Genomic DNA, 25563 nt, shown 5'->3' with positions numbered 1-25563 from the left:
CAGCGTGACGAGGCCAGACATGAAAAAGCCCTGCCAACCGTCGGTTGGCAGGGCTTTTTTGACACCTAGAGAAAGAAGAGGCTAACCCTCGACGGTCTCGCCAGGCGCCACTCTGGCAAGCAGCGGCTTGAGGAAATGCCCGGTGTGCGAACGGGTATTGGTTGCGACCTGTTCAGGGGTGCCCTCAGCGATGATCTCGCCTCCGCCAGAGCCGCCTTCGGGGCCAAGATCGATGATCCAGTCGGCGGTCTTGATCACGTCGAGGTTGTGCTCGATGACCACGATGGTGTTGCCGTGGTCGCGGAGACGGTGCAGCACCGTCAGGAGTTGCCGAATGTCCTCGAAGTGCAGGCCGGTGGTGGGCTCGTCGAGAATGTAGAGCGTCTTGCCGGTGTCGCGCTTGGCCAGTTCTCTGGCCAGTTTGATGCGCTGCGCTTCGCCCCCGGACAGGGTGGTGGCGCTCTGGCCGAGACGGATGTAGGACAGGCCTACATCGAGAAGCGTCTGCAGGCGGCGGGCGATGGCCGGCACCGGGCTGAAGAACTCAAGGGCTTCCTCGACCGTCATGTCGAGAACTTCGTGAATGCTCTTGCCCTTGTACTGGATCTCCAGGGTCTCGCGGTTGTAGCGCTTGCCCTTGCAGACATCGCAGGGCACGTAGATGTCCGGCAGAAAGTGCATCTCGACCTTGATCATGCCCTCGCCCTGACAGGCCTCGCAGCGACCGCCCTTGACGTTGAAGCTGAAGCGTCCCGGTTTGTAGCCACGGGAGCGCGCCTCCTGCGTGCCGGAGAAGAGCTCACGAATCGGCGTGAAGATGCCGGTGTAGGTCGCGGGGTTGGAGCGCGGCGTGCGACCGATCGGACTCTGGTCGATGTCGATGACCTTGTCGAGCTGATCGAGGCCGTCGATGCTTGAGTGGGCCGCGGGGGTCAGAGTGGTCGCCTTATTGAGATCACGGGCCGCGATCGGCATCAGAGTGCCATTGATTAGCGTCGACTTGCCCGAGCCAGAGACCCCGGTAACACAGGTCAGCACGCCCAACGGTAGCGTCAGGGTGACATCGCGCAGATTGTTGCCGGACGCGCCGGTCAGCGTCAGCTGCTTCTCTGGGTTGCCGGGGATGCGCCAGGGCGGTACCTCGATACGACGCGTGCCGGCGAGATACTGACCGGTCAACGATGTCGGGGTGTCCTTGATCTGCTGCGGGGTGCCCTGGGCGACGATCTCGCCGCCATGCACGCCGGCACCGGGGCCGATATCCAGTACATGATCGGCGGCCATGATCGCGTCTTCGTCGTGTTCGACCACGATCACGGTATTGCCCAGGTCACGCAGCCGCTCCAGGGTCTTGAGCAGGCGGTCATTATCCCGCTGGTGCAGACCGATCGAGGGTTCGTCGAGGATGTACATGACCCCCACCAGGCCGGCGCCAATCTGACTCGCCAGGCGAATGCGCTGAGCCTCGCCGCCGGACAGGGTCTCGGCACTGCGCTCGAGGTTCAGGTAGTCGAGCCCCACGTTGACCAGAAATTCCAGGCGCGCGTGGATCTCGTTGACGATCTTGGCGGCGATTTCGCCCTTGCGCCCCGGCAGGCTTAGCTCACCGAAGTAGGCGAGCGCCTCGCCGATCGGCAGGCCGACCAGCTGCGGCAGCGTCTGGTCGTCGATGTAGACATGGCGTGACTCCTTGCGCAGTCGCGAGCCATCGCAGCTGGGGCATGGCTGGACGGCGATATAGCGCGAGAGATCCTCGCGGACCATGCTTGATTCGGTCTCCCGGTAGCGACGCTGCATATTGGGCAGCACGCCCTCGAAGGGATGCTCGCGGGTGACCTGGCGGCCACGGTCGTTGACATAGCTGAACGACACCTCGTCATGGCCGCTGCCGTGCAGGATGACCTCTCGCTCGTGGCGGGCCAGATCCTGCCAGGGCGTCTCGAGGGCGAAGCGGTAATGGGCCGCCACCGCCTGCAGCTGGCTGAAATAGTAGACGCTACGGCGATCCCAGCCCTTGATGACGCCTTCGGCCAGGGACAGCTCCGGATGACTGATCAGCTTGTCCGGGTCGAATACCTGCTGGACGCCCAGTCCATCACAGGTCGAACAGGCACCCGCGGGATTGTTGAAGGAAAACATGCGCGGCTCGAGTTCGGCGATCGAATAGCCGCACACCGGGCAGGCGAAGCGTGCCGAGAAGTTGATGTCCTCCTGCTCGCCATCCATGAAGTGAACGACCGCGACGCCGTCGGCGAGGCCCAGGGCGGTCTCGAAGGATTCGGCCAGGCGCTGGGTCAGGTCCTCGCGCACCTTGACCCGATCCACGACCACGCTGATGTCGTGCTTCTTGTTCTTTTCAAGCGGTGCCAGGTCGTCAAGCTCGAGTACCTGACCATCGATCATCGCCCGCACGAAGCCTTGAGCGCGCAGCTCGCTGAGCAGCTGTAGATGCTCGCCCTTGCGGCCCTTGATCACGGGGGCAAGCAGCATCAGCTTGCTGCCTTCGGGCAGGTTAAGGACCTGATCGACCATCTGCGAGATGGTCTGGGCTTCCAGGTCTTCGCCATGTTCCGGGCAGCGAGGTGTGCCGGCGCGGGCGAACAGCAGACGCAGATAATCGTAGATTTCGGTGATGGTGCCGACGGTCGAGCGAGGATTATGCGATGTGGATTTCTGTTCGATGGAGATCGCCGGTGACAGTCCCTCGATATGATCGACGTCTGGCTTTTCCATCATCGACAGGAACTGGCGCGCGTAAGTGGATAGTGATTCCACATAACGGCGCTGCCCCTCGGCGTAGAGGGTATCGAAGGCAAGCGATGACTTACCCGACCCAGACAGGCCGGTGACGACGATTAGCTTATCGCGGGGTAGCTCGACGTCGATTTGCTTGAGGTTGTGGGTGCGGGCACCCCTGACCAGGATCTTGTCCATTGCCACCTCGTGCAGCACAAAAGCTCGAGTATACGGGCTTGTCGAGGGCGGCGCCAAAGCCAGGCGCCTTTAGGGCGCACTGCCTTTCCCTGGGCACGGCCAAGCCGGTAGAATACGCGATCTACCCAAGGTGCGCGCTGCGCCCCTTTCATGCGTTTGGGATGTCTATTCTCCATGGTTTCTCGTTTGCTGAACGCCTCAGAGCGTCGCGCCATCAGTGGCTTGGCGGGGCTATATGCCTCGCGAATGCTGGGTCTGTTCATGGTGCTGCCGGTGCTCGCGCTGCATGGGGGTGACCTGGTGGGCGCCACGCCGTTCCTGGTGGGGGTGGCCCTGGGGATTTACGGACTCACTCAGGCCGTGCTGCAGATCCCCTTTGGCTTGTTGTCGGATCGACTCGGCCGTAAGCCGGTGATTGCCGCGGGACTGCTGCTGTTCTTCCTCGGTAGCGCGGTGGCGGCTCAGGCCGATAGTATCGTCGACATTATCATTGGTCGTGGGCTGCAGGGCTGCGGTGCGGTGGCTGCCGCCATCATGGCGCTGCTTGCCGACCAGACCCGCGAGCAGGTACGCACTGCCGCGATGGCCACTATCGGTCTGTCGATCGGTGTGGCCTTTGCGGTGGCTATGGTGCTGGGCCCCCTGCTTGCCGCACAGTACGGCCTCAGCGGAGTCTTCTGGTTCACTGCCGCCCTGGCGCTGGTCGGGATGCTGGTATTGTGGAAGCTGGTTCCTCCTGCGCCACGGCGTCTGCGCCATCGAGACGTCGGCATGGACCGTTCCCAGCTCAAGGGGCTACTGGGGCGCGGCGACCTGATTCGCCTGGATATCTCGATCTTCGCCCTGCACTTGCTGCTGATGATGATCTTCGTTTCGGTGCCGGTACGCCTGGCGGCATTGGGTGTGCCGGCCGAGCAGCATGGCTGGGTCTATCTCGGCATCATGGGGCTTGCCTTTGTGGCGATGGTGCCGCTGGTGATCATTGCCGAGAAACACCACCGCATGAAGAGCATGATGGTGCTGGCGGTGGCCGGGCTGACGCTTAGCCTTTTGGGCATGGGACTGATGAACACCGGTTGGTGGGGGCTCGCCGCACTGTTGATGCTCTTCTTCACGGGCTTCAATCTACTCGAGGCGACTTTGCCCTCGATGATCAGCAAGTTGGCACCGGCGGGCGCGAAGGGTACCGCCATGGGTGTCTATTCCACCAGTCAGTTTCTCGGCGCCTTTCTCGGTGGCGTCCTGGGCGGCGCCCTGAGTCAGCAGTGGGGGCAGGACGCGGTCTTCTTCGGTGCTACGCTGGTAGGCGCGCTATGGCTTACGGTGCTGTACGGCATGCCCACGCCGCGTCACCTCTCAAGCGAAGTGGTGGCATTGGGCGAGCGGACGCATGACGATGCCCTGGAGACCCTGATGGAGCGCTTCGCCGAGGTGGCAGGCGTTGAAGACGTGCTGGTAGTGCCCGAAGAGCGACTCGCCTACCTCAAGGTCGACCGCCAGCAACTGGACAGCGAGGCCCTGGCGCGTGTGGCCGGGGCTCAGGGCCGCTAGGCGGCCACCATTCATAGGGGCGGCCAGGCGGTCGCCCGCAATCAAGGAGCAAAACATGGCCCGTGGTGTAAACAAGGTCATCTTGATCGGCAATCTGGGCCAAGACCCAGACGTACGTTTCCTGCCTTCCGGTAATCCGGTCGCCAACCTGCGCATCGCCACCACCGACAGCTGGACCGATCGGCAGAGCGGTCAGCGCCAGGAACGCACTGAGTGGCACACGGTGGTGCTGTTCAATAAGCTGGCCGAGATCGCCCAGCAGTACGTCAAGAAAGGCTCGAAGATCTACATTGAGGGTCGCCTTCAGACCCGCAAGTGGCAGGGTCAGGACGGTCAGGATCGTTACTCTACCGAGATCGTCTGCAACGATATGCAGATGCTCGACTCGCGGGGCGGTCAGGGTGGCTACCCGCAAAATGATCCCCAGGGTGCGCCGCAGGCCGGTAACTATGGTGGCGGCATGAACCAGGGCAGCGCTGCTCAGCAGGGCGGTGGAGCGGGTAATTACGGTAATGCGCCTCAGCAGCCCCCTCAGGGCAATAATTATGGTCAGCAAGGCGGCCAACAGGGTGGCCAGCCCCAGCGCCCGCAGCAGCAACCGCCTCAGCAGCCGCCTCAGCAGGGCAATAACTACGGCGCGCCCAATCCGGGCAGCTTCGACGACTTCGATGATGAGATTCCGTTCTGAAGCGCCCAGCCTTTCCCTGTGCTGACCCGGTGCCCGTGAAGGAGTCGTCGTGAAGCTGTTGATACTGGATGCCGGGCATTGTCTTAGCCTGGCCCTGGCCCGTGAGGCCAGTCGTCGTACCGATACCGAACTGGTGATCGAAGCCGGTTTGGATGTCGAGGTCGGAAGGCTCGCCGAGCTCAAGCCGGATGCGGTGTTGATTCCACCGCTGGTACAGCCCATGGATGTCGACCCGTCAGTGGTCACAGCCCATGCCGAGGCAGTCGAGCATTGTCTGGCCTGCTGCCAGGAGCTCGGTATACCGCTGGTGTGGGGAGTATCGGATCAGCTCTACGAAGATGGCTTCGACGGTCCCATCGATGAACATATCCTGCCCGAGCCCCGTGACGAGGGGCTCAGGCAGCTGATGGCTGTCGGGCAGCAGATTCGCGACCGTCAGGCACGCCACCTTATTGCCCGGCTGGGGCCGATGTTCGCTCTGGAAGGCGGTGGTGCCTGGCTTGGCACCATGATCGAGCGATTGGTCAGCGGTGAAGAGCTGAGTGCTGCTCAGGATGTGGTTTTCTGCCCGACCTCTGCCGATGCGGTGGCCATGGCGCTGGTCGGCATGTTGCAGCAGATTCATTGTGGAGCTGAAAGCTGGGGAGTCTATCATCTGGCCGGCACCGAGCCCGTCAGTGCCTTTGCTTTCGCCTCGATGGTGCGTACCCAACTGTTGACGCGTCTTGAGGGGCTTGGGCAGTCCTTGGTCCTCGGGGAGCTCAAGGCGTTGGACCATCATCATGGGCAACCGCTGCGCCGAATACTGAATTGCCGGCGTGTATTGCGGGTGTTCGGCGTCCACCAGAAACCCTGGCGGCTGGAGGTGGGACGTATGCTGGATGCCTGGTGCCAAGCCTATCGGCCGACTGAGCAAGGGGAAACGGCATGAATGCCTTACGCAGTGTGCTCTTCTACGCCGGCTACTTCCTGACCATGATTCTGAGCGGGATCTTTCTGTTGCCCATGGCGCCACTGCTGCCGCTGCGCTCGCGCTATCGTCTGCTAAATCTTTACAACCATGTCGTGATTGCCTGGTTCCGGATTACCTGTGGTGTCCGCTATGAATTCAGCGGCCATGAGAATGTGCCCGAGGGCCCCTGCGTAATTCTCTCGAATCACCAGTGCGAGTGGGAGACCATTTATCTGCAGCTGATCAAGCCGCCGGTGTGTACGGTGCTCAAGCAGGAATTGTTGAATTTCCCGATCTTCGGCTGGGGGCTGCGATTGCTTAAGCCGATCGCCCTGGATCGCTCCAGGCCGGCACGCGCCATGAAGCAGGTGCTGACACAGGGTAAGGCGCGCCTCGACGAGGGGTTGTCGGTGCTGATTTTCCCTGAGGGTACCCGGGTGCCGCCAGGCGAGCGTCGACGCTACAACAAGAGCGGCTCGGTGATCGCCTGTCGTGCCGGCGTGCCGGTATTGCCGGTGGTACACAATGCCGGAGAGCGTTGGCCGGGCAGGCACTGGGTCAAGAATCCCGGGCGTCTGACCCTCGAGATTGGTCCGCCCATCGAGACAGAGGGCCGCACGGCAGAAGCGGTAATGGCCGATGTCGAGGCCTGGATTGAGGGGCGCCTGGCACAGATCTCCGAGGTGGCCCGGCCGGCAAGCGCACCTGCCAAAGAGACGGTGAGCGGCTGACGGCGTATACGAGCACCCATCAACAAAGAAGGCGCCCCAAGGGGCGCCTTCTTTGTGTTGGCAGGAAAGCCGGGCGACCTCAGTCGCCAAGCGTTAGTCCCTGAGCGTTAGCCGCTGAACTTTTCCAGCACCAGGCAGGCATTGGTGCCGCCGAAGCCGAAGCTGTTAGACAGCACGCGCCTAATCTCGACGTCGTCGCGTCGTTCGGTGACGATGTCGAAGCCTGCGGCTTCATCATCCATCTGCTCGATGTTGGCCGAGGCGGCGATGAAGCGATGCTCCATCATCATCAGCGAGTAGATCGCCTCTTGAACGCCGGTTGCCCCCAGCGAGTGGCCGGTCAGCGACTTGGTCGAACTCATCGCCGGCGTCTGGTCACCGAACATCTCACGGATCGCCTTCAATTCAGCGACGTCACCCACCGGTGTCGAGGTGCCGTGGGTGTTGACGTAGTCGATGTCGCCATCGACGGTCGCCATGGCCTGACGCATGCAGCGTGACGCGCCATCGCCTGATGGCGCGACCATGTCATAGCCATCCGAGGTGGCACCATAGCCGACCACTTCGGCATAGATCTTGGCGCCACGTGCCTTGGCGTGTTCGAGATCCTCGAGCACCAGCATTCCGCCACCGCCCGCGATAACAAAACCATCGCGGGCCTTGTCATAGGGGCGAGAGGCCTGTTCCGGCGTCTCGTTGTAGTGGGTCGACAGGGCGCCCATGGCATCGAAGAGGCAGGACAGCGTCCAGTGTTCCTCTTCGCCGCCACCGGCAAATACCACGTCCTGCTTGCCGAGTTGGATCTGCTCGACGGCACTGCCGATGCAGTGAGCCGAGGTGGCGCAGGCCGAGGAGATCGAGTAGTTGACGCCCTTGATCTTGAACGGGGTCGCCAGGCACGCCGAGACGGTGCTGCCCATGGTGCGGGTGACCCGGTAAGGCCCTACGCGGCGCAGGCCCTTCTCGCGCATGACATCGGCGGCTTCGACCTGGTTGGCACTGGATGCGCCACCGGAGCCGGCGATCAGGCCGGTACGCTCGTTCGATACCTGTTCCGGGCTGAGGCCAGAGTCTTCGATGGCCTGGGCCATGCTCACGTAGGCGTAAGCGGCGGCATCCCCCATGAAGCGGCGAAGTTTACGATCGACCAATTCGTCGAGGTCGATGTCCACAACGCCCGCCACTTGGCTACGGAAGCCGCGTTCAGCGTAGTCGTCCTTGAAACGGATGCCTGAGCGCCCTGACTTGAGCGCATCGAGGACCTGGTGCCGGTCGTTGCCGAGGCAAGACACGATGCCCAGGCCGGTGACTACCACTCGTCGCATGGGAGCCTCCTGATCAGAAATTCGCGGTGGAGGTGAATAGGCCGACCCGCAGGTCATTGGCCTGGTAGATATCGCGTCCGTCGACGGTCACGGTGCCATCGGCGATGCCAAGAATCAGACGCCGAGTGATGATGCGCTTGACGTTGATGTGGTACGTGACCTTCTTCGCGTCGGGAAGAATCTGGCCCGAGAACTTGACCTCGCCACAGCCCAGGGCACGGCCGCGCCCCGGATGGCCGAGCCACCCCAGGTAGAAACCGACCAACTGCCACATGGCATCCAGCCCCAGGCAGCCGGGCATGACCGGGTCGCCGGGGAAGTGGCAGTCGAAGAACCATAGGTCCGGGTGGATATCGAGCTCGGCGATCAGTTCGCCTTTACCGTATTCACCCCCTTCCTCATGGATGTGGGAGATCCGGTCGAGCATCAGCATGTTGGGTGCCGGCAGCTGGGCATTGCCCGGGCCGAACAGTTCACCTTGGCTGCATGCCAGCAGCTCATCATGGCTAAAGGAGTGTTGCTTGATCACAGAATCAGTCCGAGAGTCGACGGTAGGGTGGGCCAAGGGCCAGCTAGACTGCCAGCCATTCTACTGGCAGCGCCAGATGATTGCACGTCGCGACCCTTGGCAACGGTCTGGGAAGTAGCAGAGCGCTCGTTAGTTCATCAGTATTTTTAACATTCAGCACTAAACCCATGGTAGCGTTCGCCGATAGAAAGATGAAAGGCACAACTTCTTTCGTACCTTAGTCCATGGACAGTGCAACTGATGATCCCTTATGTGGCCGCTCTTTACTCTTAATCGCCCGCTGATATGGCTTGGCATGCTCGGTCTCGCTGCCCTGCCCTGGGCCGGCGGTGTCGGTTCGCGCCTTACGGCCATGTTGTTGCTGGGCCTGGGCATCTGGGACGCCTGGCGCGCGTCACGCCAGGAACATGCCCGCCGCGCTCTGGGCGAACAGGTGATGCTGGCCTCTGAGGACGGCATCATGATCTGCGACGCCCGCCACCGCATCCTTACCGTCAATCCTGCGTTCACCCAGATCACCGGCTATTCCCTCAAGGAAGTTCGGGGTCAGGACCCCTCAATGCTCTCGGCGGGGCGCCACGACAAGGCCTTTTACGATCGCTATTGGCAGTCTCTGAACTCTCTGGGTAAGTGGGAGGGAGAGATTTGGAATCAGCGCAAGCAGGGTGACCAGTATCCGGAATGGCTGCGCATGCAGGCCTATCAGGAAGACGGCGGGAAGGTGAAGCATTACGTCGGTCTATTTACCGACATTTCCCGGCATAAGGCCCGTGAGCAGGACATGCAGCGCATCGGTTTCGAAGATCCGCTGACCGGCCTGCCCAATCGCCGTCGTCTGCATGAGCTGCTGGGCTCGCGACTGCGCCACCTGCGCGCGGGCGAAGGGTTAGACATGGCGCTGATTGATATCGACGGCTTCAAGTCCATCAACGATGCCATGGGTGTCGAGGCCGGCGATCGGCTGCTGGCACGTTTCGGGCAGCGTCTGGCGCGTTATGTGGCCGGTGGGGTGGTAGGGCGATTGGGCGGCGACGAGTTCATGGTCATTCGCACCACCACCTTCGATGATCACGATGCCTGGGTGGCCGAGCTATCCGATCACCTTACGGCCCCCTTCGAACAGGAAGGACAGTCGCTGCGTCTTGGCTTGACCGTCGGTAGCTGTCGCGCGCCGGATGACGGGCGTGACTCGAGTTCGCTCTTTCAGCGCCTGGAAAGTGCGCTCTATAGCGCCAAACGTCATGGTCGCAACCATCATCAGCGATTCCAGCCCGCGCTCGACCAGCCGGGAGATCGGCAGCTCGAACTGGTCAACGATTTGCGCGCAGCGCTCGCCCATGGCGGCCAGCTCGAGCTGCATTATCAGACGCAGCACAGCCTCAAGGATGGCTCGTTAGTAGGAATGGAGGCTCTGCTGCGCTGGCGTCATCCGCGGCTGGGCATGGTCTCGCCGGGAGACTTCATTCCGCTGGCCGAGCGCCACGGTTTGATGACGCCGCTGGGGGGCTGGGTGATCGAGCAGGCTATCAACCAGTTGTCGCACTGGCAGCAGGCCGGGCTGCCAGTGGTGCCAGTCTGGGTCAATATCTCCGCTTTGCAGTTGATTCAGGGCGACCTGGAGTCTCGACTGGCGGCTTGCCTTGCCCGCTATCAGGTGCCGACCAGCCTGCTTGGGCTGGAGCTCACCGAGTCGGTACTGCTCGACGAGCGCGCGGGCGACGTCTACCCGCGGATGACGTCGCTGCGCGAAAAAGGGCATCAGATTGCCATTGATGACTTCGGTACCGGCTACTCCTCTCTCAGCTACTTGAAGCGTCTGCCAATCGACAAACTCAAGCTGGATCGGGCTTTCGTGCGGGCCCTGCCGGACGACAAGGCGGATGCGGCGATCGTCTGCGCGGTATTGGCCATGGCCGAGGGGTTGTTGCTGCGGGTAGTGGCCGAGGGCATCGAAACACCGGCGCAGCGAGATTTCCTGCGCGACCAAGGCTGCCCCGAGGTCCAGGGTTTCCTCTTCTCGCGGCCGGTACCCGCCAGTGAGATCGAGGCGCGCCTGAGTGGGAGGAACTCGACATCATCTGCAGGGAACATGGCGAGTCTGCCGGTTTAGTTCAAAGAACGATTCAACTACCAGAGCTTTCCCACCAACCGAGCTCTCCCACTAATGGCGCTCTACGGCTAACAGGCTCTCCCACTAACGAAGCTACCGCTTATCGGCTCACACGGCGCTCCTGTAGTGCCAGCTGAGACCGAGGCACAGCAAGGCCCATACCACGGCTTCCGCTGGCAACAACCAGGGTGCCAGTTCGACCCCCGAGAGTCGTGCGCCGGCCAGGTAAGACAACGGGCCACTCGTCGCTCCCCCCAGTGCTGCCAGCCAGGGCCGAGGCCACAGCCAGGCCAGCGAGTGCTGCGGCAGGGTGGCGAACAGCGGCCACAGTAGCCACAGCCAGAGAGGCAGCGGTAGCGCCCCCCAAGGCCCAGCACTGTCGTCCGCCAGGGCAGCCTCACCGCCGGTGCTGGCAGCGAAATCAAAGCCGCCCAGCAGCCCTAAACTGCCATCGATGATCAGCCCAAGAGTGGCGAACGCCGCCAGCAGCCGCCATTCGCCGGGACGTCCGAGCCAGTAAAGGTGTGCGCCCAGGATCACTGCTACAACCACGCCACCTACCGCACTCCCCCCCAGCACACAGGCAAACCAGCCAATTTGGAAGGCCGCGATGTTGGCCACGGCGGCTTTCCAGCCGCTGAGGCGAAACCGGCTCATGGCACCCCCGTCAACGCATCCCGACGCGCGCCGGGCTTTGCCATCAGCAGATGACAGGTGCCGATGCTGCGCTCAAGGAACCCCCCTTCGCAGTAGCACAGGTAGTATCGCCACATGCGGATGAAACGCTCGTCATAGCCGAGCTTGCGAACCCGATCGAGGCTCGCCTCGAAGCGATGACGCCATTCGCGCAGGGTGCGCGCATAGTGCAGCCCGATTTCGTCGAGGCCGAGCACATTGAGGCTGGTGTGGCGGGTGATGCCATCGAGGATGGCGCGATGGGATGGCAGAAAACCGCCGGGAAAGATGTAGCGTTTGATGAAATCCATCTCGCGCTTGGCGGCCTCGAAGCGCTGGTCGCGGATGGTGATCGCCTGCAGCATCACCAGGCCATCATCGGTCAGCAGCCGGTCCAGCGTCGCCAGGTAAGTGTTGAGGTACTGATGCCCCACCGCTTCGATCATCTCCACCGAGATCAGCCGGTCATAGCGACCCTCGAGGTCGCGATAGTCCTGCTTGAGCAGGGTGATGCGCTCGCTAAGTCCCTCCTCCTCAATACGCTTGGCGGTATGGGCGTACTGCTCGTCGGAAATGGTCGTGGTAGTAACCCGGCAGCCACGGCTCTTGGCGGCATGAATGGCAAGCCCACCCCAGCCGGTACCGATTTCCAGTAGGTGGTTGTCGGGTCCGACGTCGAGCTTGTCGAGCATCACGTCGAGCTTGTGCGTCGAGGCCTCTTCGAGGCTTGCCTCCGGGTGCGGAAAGACCGCGCTTGAGTACATCCAGTGTTCGGTATCGAGGAAGGTAGCGAACAGCTCGTTGCCCAGATCGTAGTGAGCCGAGATATTGCGCTTGGCCCCGCGCTGCGTGTTGCGCTGCAGTGAGTAGGCAGCGGTCAAGAGCCAGCGACCGAGGCGCGCGCTACCGTTTTCGACCTCGCCGTTGACCCGCTCCAGGTTGGCGGCGAACAGCCGGGTCAGGCCGACCAGATCGTCGGTTTCCCAGTCGCCATCCATGTAGGCTTCGGCGGCACCCACCGTGCCGCCCAGCGCCAGGCGGCGCCAAGCCTGCGGATGCTTGACCACGACCGTGACGGAAAGGGGGCCGCCGCGGCCGAGCGTATGGCTCCTGTCACCCTCTATCAGAATGATCTGGCCGCCCTCCAGTGCACTTAGCTGGGCAAGCAGGCGGGGTTTGAGCAGTCGGGTAAGGCGATCACTCGCTTCCGGCTGCGGCGCTGAGGTGGCAGAGCGGGTCGCACTCACGGCGGTGTCTCCTCGCGATGGGGGTGGTCATGGATCGGCACCCGCTTGGCCCAGAGTCGCAGGGCCTCCAGGTGGATGCCGGCCAGGGTCTTGATACTCATCAAGGGCTGTCTGGCCAGGGTGGCCACCATGGCACCGCGGGTCGCGGGTCGCGCCTTCATGGTCAGGGTGGCATCGAAGTGCAGGGCATCGTCCTTCCAGGTTTCCATATGCATCATCAGGTGCTCGCCGGGCGTCGAGAAACGCCAGCGGTAGATCATGTCCATGGGATTGAAGGGTGAGACGTGCATCGCCTTGTCGAAATGGGCCTGGTGGCTGTGGCGCTCAGGGTCGACGCGACAGGCGTAACGCACTCGCTCTCCCCAGGGGGTATTGCTCACCTCTGCCAGCAGCGCGACCAGCCGGTCGTCGGCGTCATAGGCGTAATAGAGGGTGATCGGGTTGAAGGCGACCCCAAGGGTACGCAACTGCGTCAGCATGCACACGCGCCCGACAGGGGCATCGCCGAGCTGGCACGCGAGCTCGTCCTTGACGGCCTCCTTGAGCGGCCGCTCGTGGGGTGCCAGGTAGTCGGCGCGGCGGAAGCGGGCAAGCGCCAGCCGGCCCTCTCCGAACCCCGGCACGCCGCGAAACAGCCCTGGCAGCTCGTCGAGATCCAGCCAGGCCATCCAAAGGCCATAGCGAAAGGCATGCGTCCTGGGCCGGTAGCGCCGATGACGCAGGGTGCCATGATAGATCCGGGAGCGGGGCGTGGTGCTCATGCCGGTGTCTCCGTGACGCTGCCCGCCTCGGCCCGGGCGTCGCTGCTCTCGTCGGTCGGGTCGGGCGTATCGCCCAGTGCCATCGCCACCCGCCGGGCACTCCAGACGCCGTCTTCATGGAAGCCATTGCGCCAGTAGGCACCACAGAAGTGAGTACGCCGCGCGACGCCGGAGATCTCGTCGTGGCGCGCCTGCGCTGCTTGGCCGGCGAGCGTGAAGCAGGGGTGAGCGTAGCTGAAGCGCCCCACTATCTGGCGCGGGTCGATGCTGGCGCTGTCGTTGAGGGTCACGCAGAACGTATGCGGTGCCTCCAGACGCTGCAGGATATTCATGTCATAGGTGACCGAGACGCGTGCGCTCTCGCCGCGACCATCAATGCGGTAGTTCCAGCTCGCCCAGGCGCGCGGGCGTTTCGGCAGCAGGCGGGTGTCGGTGTGCAGGACCACTTCGTTGTCCTGATAGGGCATGGCTCCGAGGATCTCCTGCTCGCTGTCACTGGCATCCTCGAGCAGCGCGAGCGCCTGGTCGGCATGACAGGCCATCACCACCTGGTCGAAGCGTTCGACGCCGTGGCGGCTCGATATCTCGACGCCATCCGCGTGTCGGCGGATACCGTCTACCGGGCTCTGGAGTCGAATGCCTTCTGCATAGGGCGCGGTCAGCGCTGGGATATAGGCCCGCGAGCCACCCACCAGGGTGCGCCATTGGGGACGGTGACTGATCGACAGCAGGCCGTGGTTCTTGAAGAAGCGCACGAAGAAGGTCAGCGGGAAGTCCATCAGGTCACGAATGCTGGCTGACCAGATGGCGGCCCCCATCGGCAGCAGGTAACGGTGACGGAAGTCCTCGCCATAGCCGCCGGCATCCAGATAGTCGCCAAGAGTCAGTGCCGGGTCCAGGCGGCCGCGCTCCAGATCGCGCACGGCCGTACGATTGAAGCGCAGGATGTCGGCCAGCATGCGATAGAAACGCGGGCGTATCAGGTTGCGGCGCTGGGCGAAGAGCGAGCCCAGCGTATGGCCGTTATATTCGAAGTCATAGGCGCGCTCGTGCACCGAGAAGCTCATCTCGGTGGGCTGGCTCTGGACATCCAGCTCTGCAAGCAGGGCCTGGAAATGCGGGTAGGTCCAGTCATTGAAAACGATGAAACCGGTATCGATGGCATAGTCGCGACCATCGAGCGTCACATCGATGGTCGCCGTGTGTCCGCCCAGCCGGTCGGCGGCCTCGAAGAGGGTGATGTCGTGGTGCTTCGACAGGTAGTAACCCGCGGCCATGCCGCTGATGCCGCTGCCGATCACGGCGATGCGTTGTCGGCTCATGACGGCTCTCCTGAGGCGCGATTGTCGCGATCGCGGGTCATGCGCTTGCCGAGCCGCCAGCGCAGCCCCGGCGGCAGGATGCCCATCAGCTTGACCAGATAGGTGAAACGCCTGGGGAAATGGATATCCAGCGCGCGCTTCTCGAGGCCTTTGAGAATCGCCTCGACAGCGGTATCGACGCTGACGCGCATCGGCATCGGGAAGTCGTTGCGCTCGGTGAGCGGGGTCTTGACGAAGCCTGGGTGGATCACGCTGACCCCGATATCTTCTGCGGCGAGGTCCAGACGCAGCGATTCCATGAAATAGCTGAGGGCTGCCTTGGAGGCGCCGTAGGCTTCCGCGCGCGGCAAGGCAAGATAGGCGGAGGCACTGGACGTGGCTGCCAGCAGCGGGCGGCTGCCGTCAACGTCCCGCGCCTGGCGAAGCAGCGGTAGCGCGGCCTCAATAGCGTAGAGGGCGCCGTGAAAGTTGGGGGCGAAGACCCGCTCGACAAGATCGACATCGAAGTCGCGGGCATCCAGATATTCGCAGGTGCCGGCGTTGAGCAGGGCCAGTTCCAGGCCACCGAACGCGTCCATGATCTGCTTACCGGCCGAGGCCACGGCGTCGCGGTCGGTAATGTCCAGCGGCACCGCCAGTGCGTTGTCACGGCCCGCTGTCAGTGCCTCGAGCTTCTCGGCACTTCGGGCGCTGAGGGCAACCCGGTGGCCATCATCGAGCAGGCGCTCGGCGAGGGCACGGCCGATGCCCGAGGTCGCACCGGTCAACCAGATACGCTGCGGATGAGCTAATGGGGTCATGCTTCCTCCTGGCCAGGCGGCCGTGTCGCCCTGGATGGGCACGCTGCCCTGCAGTCCTTGTGACGATGGCCGTCTTGTAAACTACGTTGGCACTGGCAAATGGGTTTCAGGTGCCGGCGCGTCGTTTGAGATGACGGATGACGCCGCCAAGCACGGGCAGGCGCTCATAGAGCAGCTCTCCGGCATCAAAGTAGTCGCGGTGGCACTTCACCTTCTCCTGTCCTCCCGGGTCATTTGCCGCTGTTGTCGCGAATGTCAGCTGTGAGCATCCGTGCACGGCATAGGAGGATCCACCGGCCAGGCGAGGATGACGCAGGGTCATGGTCCAGGTGACGAAGGCGGTATCACCTAATCGCTGGCGGTGGTGAAAGGTGAACCGGCATTCCTCGACATGGGTGTACAAGGCAGCAAAGTACCCTTCCAGCGCTTCAATCCCCTCGATACGGTGCAAGGGATCCTGGAAGACGATATCGTCAGTGTATACGTTGTACAGCTTATCTGTACAGGTTTTGTCTAGCTTATTGAAAAAGGCGCAGAAGGTGTCCAGTGCCGTGTCGTTAGACATGATGACTCCTGTACAGGGCGCGCCTCTCAGGACGCGTCTTTCTTGAGGGCCTTGAAGGCATCCAGTGCACGCGCGCGGGCCGCCTTGTGATCGACGATCGGTGCCGGGTAGTCGGCTTGACCGAGAAGATCACTGGTCGGGGGCGCATGGCGCTGTTTGGCGGGAAGGTGCGTCAGTGCGGGAAGGTAGGCCTTGATGAAAGCGCCGTCCGGGTCGAACCGCTGGGATTGGGTGGTGGGATTGAATATGCGGAAATAAGGGGCGGCGTCGGTACCGGTGGATGCGGCCCACTGCCAGCCGCCATTGTTGGCGGCGAATTCACCGTCGATGAGGTGGCGCAGAAAGAAGGCCTCGCCGCGCCGCCAGTCGATCAGCAGGTGCTTGGTAAGAAACATGGCGGTGATCATGCGCAGCCGGTTGTGCATCCAGCCGGTCTCGACCAGCTGACGCATGGCCGCATCGACGATCGGATAGCCGGTACGTCCTTCGCACCAGGCGGCAAAGGAGGCCTCATCATCTCGCCAGGCCAACGCCTCGGTGTGTTGCTGGAAGGCGCGATGGCGGCACACGCGGGGGAAGCCGACCACGATATGCTGATAGAACTCCCGCCAGACCAGCTCGTTGACCCAGGCGGTGAGGCCTGCATCGCCTTCGTTCAACTGACCGTCGTTCTCACCCAGCACCGCCTGGCAGCACTGACGCCAGGAGATCATGCCCAGCGCCAGGTAAGGCGATAGCTCGCTGGTACCGGCCACGGCCGGCAGGTCACGCTGTTCCTTGTAGTGGCGGCCGCGGAAGCGCAGGAAACGCTCAAGGCGGTCGGCGGCGGCCTGCTCGCCGGCAGGCCAGTGTTTGGGCGCGGCGGGCGTATCGTCCAGGGCAGGAAGCGTTGGCACTGGCTCGGTCTCGATGCCCAGCGGGTCCTGTACGGGGGGAGCGTCACGCAGCGACAGCTGTTCCGGGGTCAGCGCCCGATGCCAGGCCTTGGCGAAGGGCGTGAAGACGCTGTAATAGTCGCCCTGCCCGGTGCGCAATTCGCCGGGGGCGAAGGCGATGGCATCGGTGTGGGCCCGCACCGACAGGCCCTGGTGCTCGAAGGCGGCGATGACCGCTTGGTCACGGCGCCACTCGTCGAGAGGGTACTCGCGATTGAAGTGCAGGGCGCTGGCGCCGACCTCTTCAGCGAGCCCCAGCAGGGTGGCCGGGGCCGCGTCGAAATGGGCGATCTCGCGGTGCAGGAGCGGGATGTTGTACCCGGCGAGATCCTCGGCCAGGGCGGCGACCCCGCGGTTGAGGAAATCGAGCTTGTTGGCACCGTGGCCATGGGACTGCCACTGGGGCAGGCAGCGCAGGAAGACCGCAACCACCGGCCCTTGGCGAGCGGCCTCGCTCAGCGCCGTGTTGTCGTGAAGTCGCAGGTCGCTGCGTAGCCAGACCAGTCGAGGGGGCACGCCGGCCCGAGTCGCACCTTGCATGATCGCTCCTGCCAATGTGAGAGAAGACGGTGTGGGAGAGCCGTGTGAGAGGTGCCTGGTGGTGGTGCCCGGTAAGGGGCGGCCCCGGCGCTACCGGACCCTTGTCAGCGGCTTGAGCCGGGCAATCGCCTGCAGCGGATCATCGCCGAGTACCGCCACCTGGGTGTCGGCCAGTTCCTGTTCGCGGATACGCGCCACCGGCCCGCAGAGGCCCAGCGGCACGCTGATCTGCTCGGCGAGCTTGGGCAGCTGGCGGCGAAACAGCTCGGTGCGTTCGGCCTGCCCACTGCATACCAGCATGGCCGAGGCATCCAGACGCTGAACGGCCAGCGGCATCTCATTCAAGGGCAGTGCATCGTCGAAGAGCTGGACACGATAGCCCGCATCGCTTGCCGTCAGGGCAATCAATAGCTCCCAGAGCATGCCATGGGCGTCCGGCAGTCGGCTGATCAATACCGTGCCGCCGGTATTGATCTGGTTGCCATGATAGAGACGCGTGCCGATGCGGCTGCGTAGGAAGGATTCCAGGGTCGCGCGCTGCAGGGCCGCGCCCAGTTGCTCGCCCCAGCTCTCTTCGAGAGACGCAATGAGCGGCTTGAACAGCTCACCGACACAGGTGGCGACCGGGTAGAGCGCCATGGCCTGGTGATAGAGCGTATCCAGGCGGCCAAGGTCCAGCGCCTCGACGGCGGCTTGCCATTGCTGGCGCTGACCTAGCCAATCGCCGATGGCCGGTGCCTGTGGCTCGGCTGGAGCAGGTTGGTCGAGTAGCTCCCGCACCTGACTGACGGGCACGCCGCGGTTGAGCCATTGCAGTATCTGTTCGACGCGCTCCACATCGTCGTAGGCATATAGGCGGTGGCCCTTGGCGGTGCGCTGCGGGCGAATCAGGCCGTAGCGCCGTTCCCAGGCGCGCAGGGTCACCGAGTTGACGCCGGTCAATCGCGAGACCTCACGAATGGGGTAGAGCGGCGTATCGGCCGGATGGGTCGCCTTGGTAGTCATGCGCTGGTGAGCCTCTCGCTGTGTCGTCGAATCAGCGACGTACCGATGCTTTGCGCGACGTCGCTGATGGGCCTAAGAATGGTGCAAATTATTATACAAGGCAATGATGTTGTACAAATTGCGGGAGGAGAGGCGTCCTGTTCCCATGTCTGGTCAGTCACCGGCTCGCTCGTCGATGATGCCGGCCAAGGCATCGACGAAGGCCGGATGTTGGCCTACCGGCGGCAGCAGCGTCAGCTCGATATCGGGGTGTGCCTCGCCCAGAGCGGTGATTTGGCCCGGGACGTCCTCGCGAAGATGGCGACCGGCCGCGAAGAATAGGGGCAGGATGTCGGCGCGAGTGATGCCGCTATCGCTCAGTTCTTGCACCGTGGCTTCAAGCGACGGTTCACAAAGCTCCATGTAGGCCATGCGCAGTGGCGTGGAGCGCCGATCCTTCAGCGTGTCGGCAAGTGACTCGAAGGGCGCCTTCCAGCGCGGGTCACGGGAACCATGGGCGAGCAGGATCAGGGCGTGTGACATGGAAAACCTCTTGATGAACGGAGTGTGCCGTAGTGATGGTGGCTTATTGATCGATAGCGTTTATGAATCGCCATCGACACTAGCGTTTGCTGTCTGAACTGGCGGTTGATCATTGGCCAATTTCGACGGCCAGGGCCTGGCCCAGATCATGGCCGGAGAGCCAGGCATCCTCGACTCGGGAGGCGCGGAAGGCATCGCCGGCCAGCGCCAGGCCCAGCGTGCTGAGCCGGTAGCCGGGGCCGGTGGTCTCTCCAATCGGCTTGGCATAGCGCCAGCGGTGGGCGCCGAGCAGTCGTGGCGTCGGTAGCGGTTGACCACAGAGCGACGCAAAGGCCGAAAATAATCGCGAGGCGACGGTATCGGCGTCATCCTCGAGCCAGTCGGCACTGGCCGCGGCGCCGGCCAGCAGGGTCAGGCTTTCGCCCTGTGTCTGGCGGCCGGGTTTGGCGTCGTTGCGACTGACCACGCCAATCGGTCCCACATTGACAAAGGCCGCCTGCCAATCGGCATCGACGCCGGGTAGCGCCGGGAGCGGTTCATCGAAGAGCGCATAGCCAGCCCAGCAGGGCTGTTGCGTGACGGCGCGACAGTCGGCGGCGAGCGTCGCGTCATGGGGTGCGATCAGCTCTAACGCCTGGGGAGTGGGTGCCGTGATCACCACTCGCATATAGGGACCATAATGATGCCCCTTGTCGTCGGCCAGCCACCAGCCGTCGGCACACTGCTCAAGGCCGGTGATGCGCGTCTGGGCATGCAGAGTAAGCCCTTCCGACAATGCTCTCGTCAGGGCACTCATGCGCGGTACGGCGCTGTAGCGCCTCTGCGCGTCCTGATGCAGCTGCCAGCCCTCGGCGTCAATTCGCCACAACCGTTGTGGCCAGGGGGCGACCAGCCCCTCATGGCACCAGGCATCAACCTGGGAAGCGAACCGTTTCTCGCGGGCGGTGAAGTATTGAGCGCCCAGGTCGACGACCGCGCCGGGCAACTGTCGACTGCTCAGGCGACCGCCAGGGCCACGGGCCTTATCGAAGATCTCGCTTGAGAGGCCGCAATCGGCGAGTGCCCGGGCACAGGCAAGACCGGAGAGACCGGCGCCGATGATGGCGATGGAAGAGTTGGCGGACATCAATCCTCCCAGTGGCTGGTGTAGCCTGAAACGTGATCAGATTAACAGTATCGTACAAAACCTGTATAACATTTGATAGTGCCGCGATGCCGTCGAGGCTACCCGGTGGCTGATCAAGGCTCTGTAAGGGGGCAGATGAAGGGGCATCGCACTTGCTACAGGCAGCCGGCGCTGGCACGACTGATGTATCTTGCGCCACGCTTGGCGTAGGTGAGGGCACACAACTCAGTATTTCAGGAGGCAGCATGCGTATTCTGGTCACTGGTGGTACCGGCTTCGTGGGCAGACCCCTATGTCGTCGTCTGGTCGAGGCGGGCCATGAGCTGTTGGTGGTGTCCCGGGATCCCGCCAAGGCGCGTGACCTGCTGCCGGCAGACACGGCGGTCGCGGATTCGGTGATGGCCTTTGCCGAGTCACAACCGGAGGCGATCATCAACCTGGCCGGTGAATCGATCGCCGGCAAGCGCTGGAGCGATGAGCAGAAGCGCCGCCTGGTGGACTCCCGCGTCGACATCACCCGGGCGCTGGTCAACCTGTGTGGCCAGCTGGCCGAGGCCGGTGCGGCACCGAAGGTGATGATTTCAGGCTCTGCAATGGGCTACTACGGTGATCAGGGCGATACCCGGGTGAGCGAGGATACGCCGCCCCACGACGAATTCGCCCATCGCCTCTGCGAGCAATGGGAGCGCGAGGCGCAGGCGGCAGAGGCCCATGGCGTGCGAGTGGTGCGGGTACGCACCGGGCTGGTGCTCGAGAAGAACGGCGGCACCCTTGCCAAGATGCTGACGCCCTTCAAGCTGGGGCTCGGCGGCCCCTTCGGCAGCGGTCGTCAGTTCATGCCCTGGATACACCGCGACGACATGGTGGCGCTGCTTGAGTTCCTGCTCGAGCGCGAGGACCTCAGCGGCCCCTTCAACGCCTCGGCGCCGCACCCGGTGACCAACGCCGAGTTCACGTCCACCCTGGCGAAACATCTGCATCGGCCGGCATTCATGGCGGTACCGTCCTTTGTCCTCAAGGCCGGGCTCGGCGAGATGGCCAACCTGCTGTTGACCGGTGCCGACATGCGCCCGGTGCGCCTTGAAGACGCCGGTTTCAGCTTTGCGTACCCGACGCTCGATCAGGCGCTGACCGCGATCCTTTCTCGGTAACGCTTCTCCGTTACGCCTTTCTCGCTTCTTTTCCATGCGCCTGAACGTTTCGCCCTAACGCAGTGCGCCCGGCCGAGATGGCCGGGCGCATGGCGTTCTATCTAGGTGTTCGCTCGCTGGCGCCGTGCAGGTGACGCCATGCGGATAGCGCCGCCGCGCGGCTAGTCGGTATCGACGGTGACGATCACCCGCACGGCATCCAGGCGCAGCCGGGTACCTTCGATGGCGGTATCCAGCGAGGCGCGTGTCTCGGCGAGGGCATCAATTTCATCCTCACGCACCGCCGGGTTGTGACGCGACAGGGCCTTGAGGCGCGACAGCTCGCCGTCCAGGGTCTCGCGCATGCGGGTCTGTGCGGCCTCGACGATGCTCGGCAGCTCCCGCTCGGCCTCCTGTTCGCCCTGAACCAGCAGTTCGCGCAGCTGGTCGTGGCGGTCCTTGATCAGGTCGCGGGCGACTGCCTTCTTGACCTTGGTGAGGTTCTTGGCCAGACCGCCGAAGGAGACCTTGGAAGACAGGTTGCTGCCGTTTTCGTCGAGCAGCACGCGTACCGCTGTCGCTGGCAGGAAGCGGTTGACGTGCAGCTTCTTCGGCGCCGGGCAGTGAGTGCGGAAGACCAGTTCGGTCATCAGGCGACCGCCCGGAATCGCCGGGTGCTTGAGCAGGGCAAGGGCCGTGTTGCCCATGTTGCCATCGAGCTGGCGCGCCATCATCTCGCGAATAAGCGGATGCTCCCAGGAAAGGTGCTGGACGTCGTCGCGAGCCAGGGCCTTGGGGCGAGACAGGGTCGCCGAAAAGCCGTCTTCGCCTTTCACCAGGCCCGGAAGGCCGTCGAGCATCTGCGGGCTCGGCTGCAGATGCATGACATCACCGCCCAGGTCCTGACTATCGACGCCGAAGATATCCAGCGCCTGCTCCAGGTAGCGTGGCAGCGCCTTGTCATCGTCGAGCTCACGGATCGCCTCGATGATCCTGGCGGCACGCGCCGGCCGGCAGGCGTTGTACTCGAGCAGGCGGTTGCGGCCGGCCTCGCGCTCCTTGAGCTTGGTCTCGAAGAGGGCGCGCGTCTCGGTGATCAGCTCCTCGAGGCCTTCCTCGTCGAGCAGCGCCTCACCCAGGTCATCGCCGAAGGCAGCGAAGAGTTCGCTGCCGATACCGTGAGGGGCGCTGAAAGCGTCCATCCCTTCCTGGTACCAGCGCAGCAGTCGGGCACCGGGGCTCTGTTCGAACACCGGGACATGCAGCTGGATGGTGTGCTGTTGGCCGATGCGATCCAGCCGGCCAATGCGCTGTTCGAGCTGGTCCGGTTGCTGGGGCAGGTCAAACATCACCAGATGACGGCAGAACTGGAAGTTGCGACCTTCTGAGCCGATCTCCGAGCACACCAGCACCTGACAGCCGTCCTCGGTGTCGGCGAAGGCGGCGGCAGCACGGTCGCGCTCGACCAGGGTCAAGCCTTCGTGGAACACCGGCGCCTGTACGCCGCCCAGCACCCGCAGGCCCTCGGCGAGTTCCAGCGCGGTATCGCGACCATGGGCGATCACCAGCACCTTGTCGTCGCCGACTTCGGTGAGCTGCTCGAGCAGCCAGGTCACACGGGGGTCGAACTGCCACCAAGGCTCGGCATTCAGCGGGTCTTCGCTCAGCGCCCGGTACATGGCATCCGGGTAGATCAGTACGTCCGGATGATCCAGGCCGGTTTCGATCAGCAGTTCGTCGAGATAGTCCTCGTCGCGCTCGATGCGGCGCAGCACCCGGCGATAGGACGAGGGCAGGGCGAGTTCGCTGACGTGCAGTTCACGGTCGGGGAAGCCGCCGACGTGGCGACGGCTGTTGCGAAACATCACCCGGCCGGTGCCGTGGCGGTCGAGCAGCTGTTCGGTGAGCTGGCGCCTTGCGGCCTCGCGCTGGGCGTCGTCGCTCTCGGCCTCGGCCAGCGTATCGAGCAGTGCCTGGCTGTCGGCGTCGTCGATCACCGCATCGACCAGCGCCCGGGCCTCATTGCCTTCAGCCGGAGTGGCGGCGGGCAGCGTGTCCAGTGCATCGATGGCCTCGGCGACCTGCACGTAGCCTGCTTCCTCGGTCTTGAAACGCTCAAGGTCCTGGTAGCGGTCCGGGTCGAGCAGGCGCAGCCGTGCGAAGTGGCTCTCGAGCCCCATCTGCTCAGGGGTGGCGGTGAGCAGCAGCACGCCGTCGATGGTCTTCGACAGGCGCTCGACGCAAGCGTAGCCGGGACCCTGTTCGTCCGGCGTCCAATCCAGATGATGGGCCTCGTCGACAATCAGCATGTCCCAGTCGCAGGCCTCGGCCTGCGACTGACGGTGCGGGTTGTTGAACAGCCACTGTTGGCTTGCCAGCACCAGCTGGCCGCTGTCGAAAGGGTTGCTTTCGCTTTGCGCCTGACTCTGGTGTTCATCGAGCAGGGTGACCTTCAAGGCGAAGCGGCGCAGCAGTTCGACCAGCCACTGGTGCGTCAGGCTGTCAGGCACCAGGATCAGCGCCCGTTCGGCGCGGCCGGTGAGCAGCAAGCGGTGCAGGATCAGGCCGGCCTCGATGGTCTTGCCAAGGCCCACTTCGTCGGCCAGCAGCACCCGCGGCGCGTGGCGCCCGGTGATCTCGTCGGCGATGTAGAGCTGGTGATCGATCAGGTCGACCTTGGGGCCGGCAAGGCCCAATGCCGGGTTCTGCTCGATGCGGTTGTGATGGTGCAGGGTACGAAAGCGCAGGTTGAACCAGTCATTGCGGTCGACCTGGCCGGTCAGCAGGCGGTCGCGGGCCTGGTCGAACTGCATGGTGTCGGCGAGCCGCGCTTCGGGCAATTCGCGTAGCTGGCCCTGGTCGTCCTCGCCGATATAGACGATCAAGCCACGCTCTTCCTTGCTGTCGTCGACCAGCATCTGCCAGCCCTCGGCGGACTGGATGCGGTCGCCGCTGCCGAAGACCACGCGGGTCAGCGGCGCCTGGCGCACGCTGTACGTCCGGGTTTCCTCGCTGGCGGCGAACAGCACAGTGACGGTACGGAAATCGCAGTTCAGGACGGTGCCCAGACCCAGCTCGGCTTCGCCGTCGCTGATCCAGCGCTGGCCGGGAGAAAATTCGCTCATGCTGCCTCGGATACTGAAAGGGTCGATGCGCACGCAACCGGCACAAGAAGCCGGCGACGACAGGGCGCGGTATCTTACAGCAAAGCGGGGCGCGGCTTAAGTAGGTGGTGGGGCTCAAACCGACGATAGCATGTTCAAGGGCTCGTCCAGGCCTTGAGTTGAGCGCGACTGAGCTCGCCCACATGGTGCTCGACCAGCCGGCCGTCGGCATCGAAGTAGAGGCTGGTGGGCAGCCCCGGTGACTCGGCGATCACGCTTAGACGCTGCTGCGGGTCGAGCAGGGCCTGGTCGAATGAGAGGTTCTGGTCATCCAGATAGCGCACCACTTGAAGAAGCTCTTCGCCCTGGTTAGCGACGATGACAGTGATGTCGTCGCGGTTGGCGACCTTCTCGAGCAGTGGCATCTCTCGCAGGCAGGGCGGACACCAGGTGGCCCATAGGTTGATCAGCACCGGCTGGCCGGTGAGTGTCTCGAGTGCCACCGGCTCGCCGTCGAGATTCTCGAGCGTCAACTCGGGCAGCGAACGCAGGCTGGAGCCGCTGCTCAGCGGATTCCAGCCGACCAGGGCCAGCCATAGCGCCGAACAGCCGAGCAGCAGCGCCAGGCCGCCCAACATGCGCCCCATGTGGGCACGTAGCGTCCAGGCCGTCCAGACACTGGCGGCGATGAGTCCCGCCAGGCCCTGATAGCCGGGCTGCCAGAATTTGAGGATATCCAGCGGCGCGTCGGTGAAGCTATCCAGGTGCAGTAACACATACCCCAGGCGCGCGCCGATCAACCAGACGAGCAGTACACCATTGAACCAGCGCACGTGGTGGCCACGGGGCAGGCCGAGCAGCGCAAGGCTCAGCACCAGCAGCAGCAGCGCGGCGGCCAGGGCATAGAGACGCGGCAGTGAGATCAGCAGCGGACCAAGGGCCAGGGCATCCATGTCATCGGGCTCCGGGAATCGTGAGAAGCGATAGGCAGTCGAGGTAAGCAGCCCCGCG

Annotated in this window: 21 protein-coding genes; 6 read left to right on the top strand and 15 right to left on the bottom strand. The window is 63.7% G+C overall.

Annotated elements, in window-relative coordinates; genetic code table 11:
- Positions 1-81: 81 nt before the first annotated feature.
- A complete protein-coding gene (gene uvrA, locus ETC27_RS15680) occupies positions 82-2934 on the bottom strand; it encodes an excinuclease ABC subunit UvrA (RefSeq protein ID WP_136255914.1) in 2853 nt (950 codons plus the stop codon).
- Positions 2935-3108: 174 nt separating this feature from the next.
- Here uvrA and ETC27_RS15675 point away from each other — a divergent pair, with 174 nt between their 5' ends.
- The 4 genes from ETC27_RS15675 to ETC27_RS15660 are packed head-to-tail and all read left to right on the top strand — an operon-like array spanning position 3109 to position 6856.
- Entirely contained in the window at positions 3109-4485 is a 1377-nt protein-coding gene (locus ETC27_RS15675) for an MFS transporter (protein WP_136255913.1), read from the top strand.
- A 55-nt stretch (positions 4486-4540) separates the two neighbouring features.
- On the top strand, positions 4541-5173 hold the full coding sequence (locus ETC27_RS15670; RefSeq protein ID WP_136255912.1) for a single-stranded DNA-binding protein: 633 nt from the start codon (positions 4541-4543) through the stop codon (positions 5171-5173).
- Between the two features lie 49 nt (positions 5174-5222).
- Positions 5223-6104 (top strand): sugar nucleotide-binding protein, encoded by an 882-nt coding sequence (locus ETC27_RS15665; RefSeq protein WP_136255911.1) that lies wholly within the window; start codon positions 5223-5225, stop codon positions 6102-6104.
- The gene (locus ETC27_RS15660; protein WP_136255910.1) at positions 6101-6856 is read left to right on the top strand and encodes a lysophospholipid acyltransferase family protein; all 756 of its coding nucleotides are present in this window, start codon (positions 6101-6103) and stop codon (positions 6854-6856) included. Before ETC27_RS15665 ends, ETC27_RS15660 begins: the two co-directional genes overlap by 4 nt.
- Positions 6857-6963: 107 nt before the next feature.
- Here the strand turns inward: ETC27_RS15660 and fabB are convergent, their stop codons facing one another.
- Both fabB and fabA read right to left on the bottom strand, forming a co-directional pair.
- A complete protein-coding gene (gene fabB, locus ETC27_RS15655; RefSeq protein ID WP_136255909.1) occupies positions 6964-8181 on the bottom strand; it encodes a beta-ketoacyl-ACP synthase I in 1218 nt (405 codons plus the stop codon).
- Between the two features lie 13 nt (positions 8182-8194).
- Positions 8195-8710 (bottom strand): 3-hydroxyacyl-[acyl-carrier-protein] dehydratase FabA, encoded by a 516-nt coding sequence (gene fabA, locus ETC27_RS15650; protein ID WP_136255908.1) that lies wholly within the window; start codon positions 8708-8710, stop codon positions 8195-8197.
- Positions 8711-8960: 250 nt separating this feature from the next.
- On the opposite strand from fabA, the gene ETC27_RS15645 reads away from it, so the two are divergent.
- Positions 8961-10820, top strand: coding sequence for a putative bifunctional diguanylate cyclase/phosphodiesterase (locus ETC27_RS15645; RefSeq protein WP_136255907.1), 1860 nt, complete (start codon positions 8961-8963; stop codon positions 10818-10820).
- Between the two features lie 108 nt (positions 10821-10928).
- Here ETC27_RS15645 and ETC27_RS15640 read toward each other — a convergent pair whose 3' ends face one another.
- From ETC27_RS15640 to ETC27_RS15595, 10 genes are all read right to left on the bottom strand, one after another.
- Complete coding sequence (locus tag ETC27_RS15640; protein WP_136255906.1) at positions 10929-11477, bottom strand: DUF2878 family protein; 549 nt, start codon at positions 11475-11477, stop codon at positions 10929-10931.
- Positions 11474-12742 (bottom strand): SAM-dependent methyltransferase, encoded by a 1269-nt coding sequence (locus ETC27_RS15635; protein WP_136255905.1) that lies wholly within the window; start codon positions 12740-12742, stop codon positions 11474-11476. Before ETC27_RS15635 ends, ETC27_RS15640 begins: the two co-directional genes overlap by 4 nt.
- Entirely contained in the window at positions 12739-13503 is a 765-nt protein-coding gene (locus tag ETC27_RS15630; protein WP_136255904.1) for a DUF1365 domain-containing protein, read from the bottom strand. Before ETC27_RS15630 ends, ETC27_RS15635 begins: the two co-directional genes overlap by 4 nt.
- Positions 13500-14825 carry an NAD(P)/FAD-dependent oxidoreductase gene (locus tag ETC27_RS15625; protein WP_136255903.1) on the bottom strand — a complete coding sequence of 442 codons (1326 nt, stop codon included), beginning with the start codon at positions 14823-14825 and terminating at the stop codon, positions 13500-13502. Before ETC27_RS15625 ends, ETC27_RS15630 begins: the two co-directional genes overlap by 4 nt.
- Positions 14822-15625, bottom strand: a complete 804-nt coding sequence (locus tag ETC27_RS15620; protein ID WP_136255902.1) for an SDR family NAD(P)-dependent oxidoreductase — start codon at positions 15623-15625, stop codon at positions 14822-14824. Before ETC27_RS15620 ends, ETC27_RS15625 begins: the two co-directional genes overlap by 4 nt.
- Positions 15626-15731: 106 nt before the next feature.
- A complete protein-coding gene (locus tag ETC27_RS15615; RefSeq protein ID WP_136255901.1) occupies positions 15732-16190 on the bottom strand; it encodes a nuclear transport factor 2 family protein in 459 nt (152 codons plus the stop codon).
- A 26-nt stretch (positions 16191-16216) separates the two neighbouring features.
- Complete coding sequence (gene phrB, locus ETC27_RS15610) at positions 16217-17665, bottom strand: deoxyribodipyrimidine photo-lyase (protein WP_439331814.1); 1449 nt, start codon at positions 17663-17665, stop codon at positions 16217-16219.
- Positions 17666-17755: 90 nt separating this feature from the next.
- Positions 17756-18670: a MerR family transcriptional regulator gene (locus tag ETC27_RS15605; RefSeq protein WP_136255900.1), complete on the bottom strand. Its 915-nt coding sequence runs from the start codon at positions 18668-18670 to the stop codon at positions 17756-17758.
- Between the two features lie 153 nt (positions 18671-18823).
- A complete protein-coding gene (locus ETC27_RS15600) occupies positions 18824-19192 on the bottom strand; it encodes a sirohydrochlorin chelatase (RefSeq protein WP_136255899.1) in 369 nt (122 codons plus the stop codon).
- 109 nt (positions 19193-19301) lie between these two features.
- Positions 19302-20318 (bottom strand): NAD(P)/FAD-dependent oxidoreductase, encoded by a 1017-nt coding sequence (locus ETC27_RS15595; RefSeq protein WP_136255898.1) that lies wholly within the window; start codon positions 20316-20318, stop codon positions 19302-19304.
- 245 nt (positions 20319-20563) lie between these two features.
- On the opposite strand from ETC27_RS15595, the gene ETC27_RS15590 reads away from it, so the two are divergent.
- On the top strand, positions 20564-21469 hold the full coding sequence (locus ETC27_RS15590; protein ID WP_136255897.1) for a TIGR01777 family oxidoreductase: 906 nt from the start codon (positions 20564-20566) through the stop codon (positions 21467-21469).
- A gap of 161 nt (positions 21470-21630) precedes the next feature.
- Here ETC27_RS15590 and rapA read toward each other — a convergent pair whose 3' ends face one another.
- Together rapA and ETC27_RS15580 are read right to left on the bottom strand one after the other, a co-directional pair.
- Entirely contained in the window at positions 21631-24573 is a 2943-nt protein-coding gene (gene rapA / locus ETC27_RS15585; protein ID WP_136255896.1) for an RNA polymerase-associated protein RapA, read from the bottom strand.
- 134 nt (positions 24574-24707) lie between these two features.
- Positions 24708-25505: a TlpA family protein disulfide reductase gene (locus ETC27_RS15580; RefSeq protein WP_136255895.1), complete on the bottom strand. Its 798-nt coding sequence runs from the start codon at positions 25503-25505 to the stop codon at positions 24708-24710.
- Positions 25506-25563 lie beyond the last annotated feature (58 nt).

Source organism: Onishia niordana (assembly GCF_004798965.1).
Classification (GTDB): domain Bacteria; phylum Pseudomonadota; class Gammaproteobacteria; order Pseudomonadales; family Halomonadaceae; genus Onishia; species Onishia niordana.
Note: the sequence above shows the minus strand (reverse complement) of the source record. Positions and strands in the feature narration are given on the sequence as shown.

Excerpts from the sequence above, each read along its gene's own strand:
- uvrA (WP_136255914.1), bottom strand. The coding sequence starts at position 2,934 with ATGGACAAGATCCTGGTCAGGGGTGCCCGCACCCACAACCTCAAGCAA.
- ETC27_RS15675 (WP_136255913.1), top strand. The coding sequence starts at position 3,109 with ATGGTTTCTCGTTTGCTGAACGCCTCAGAGCGTCGCGCCATCAGTGGC.
- ETC27_RS15670 (WP_136255912.1), top strand. The coding sequence starts at position 4,541 with ATGGCCCGTGGTGTAAACAAGGTCATCTTGATCGGCAATCTGGGCCAA.
- ETC27_RS15660 (WP_136255910.1), top strand. The coding sequence starts at position 6,101 with ATGAATGCCTTACGCAGTGTGCTCTTCTACGCCGGCTACTTCCTGACC.
- fabB (WP_136255909.1), bottom strand. The coding sequence starts at position 8,181 with ATGCGACGAGTGGTAGTCACCGGCCTGGGCATCGTGTCTTGCCTCGGC.
- ETC27_RS15645 (WP_136255907.1), top strand. The coding sequence starts at position 8,961 with ATGTGGCCGCTCTTTACTCTTAATCGCCCGCTGATATGGCTTGGCATG.
- ETC27_RS15640 (WP_136255906.1), bottom strand. The coding sequence starts at position 11,477 with ATGAGCCGGTTTCGCCTCAGCGGCTGGAAAGCCGCCGTGGCCAACATC.
- ETC27_RS15630 (WP_136255904.1), bottom strand. The coding sequence starts at position 13,503 with ATGAGCACCACGCCCCGCTCCCGGATCTATCATGGCACCCTGCGTCAT.
- ETC27_RS15625 (WP_136255903.1), bottom strand. The coding sequence starts at position 14,825 with ATGAGCCGACAACGCATCGCCGTGATCGGCAGCGGCATCAGCGGCATG.
- ETC27_RS15620 (WP_136255902.1), bottom strand. The coding sequence starts at position 15,625 with ATGACCCCATTAGCTCATCCGCAGCGTATCTGGTTGACCGGTGCGACC.
- ETC27_RS15615 (WP_136255901.1), bottom strand. The coding sequence starts at position 16,190 with ATGTCTAACGACACGGCACTGGACACCTTCTGCGCCTTTTTCAATAAG.
- phrB (WP_439331814.1), bottom strand. The coding sequence starts at position 17,665 with ATGCAAGGTGCGACTCGGGCCGGCGTGCCCCCTCGACTGGTCTGGCTA.
- ETC27_RS15605 (WP_136255900.1), bottom strand. The coding sequence starts at position 18,670 with ATGACTACCAAGGCGACCCATCCGGCCGATACGCCGCTCTACCCCATT.
- ETC27_RS15600 (WP_136255899.1), bottom strand. The coding sequence starts at position 19,192 with ATGTCACACGCCCTGATCCTGCTCGCCCATGGTTCCCGTGACCCGCGC.
- ETC27_RS15595 (WP_136255898.1), bottom strand. The coding sequence starts at position 20,318 with ATGTCCGCCAACTCTTCCATCGCCATCATCGGCGCCGGTCTCTCCGGT.
- ETC27_RS15590 (WP_136255897.1), top strand. The coding sequence starts at position 20,564 with ATGCGTATTCTGGTCACTGGTGGTACCGGCTTCGTGGGCAGACCCCTA.
- rapA (WP_136255896.1), bottom strand. The coding sequence starts at position 24,573 with ATGAGCGAATTTTCTCCCGGCCAGCGCTGGATCAGCGACGGCGAAGCC.
- ETC27_RS15580 (WP_136255895.1), bottom strand. The coding sequence starts at position 25,505 with ATGGATGCCCTGGCCCTTGGTCCGCTGCTGATCTCACTGCCGCGTCTC.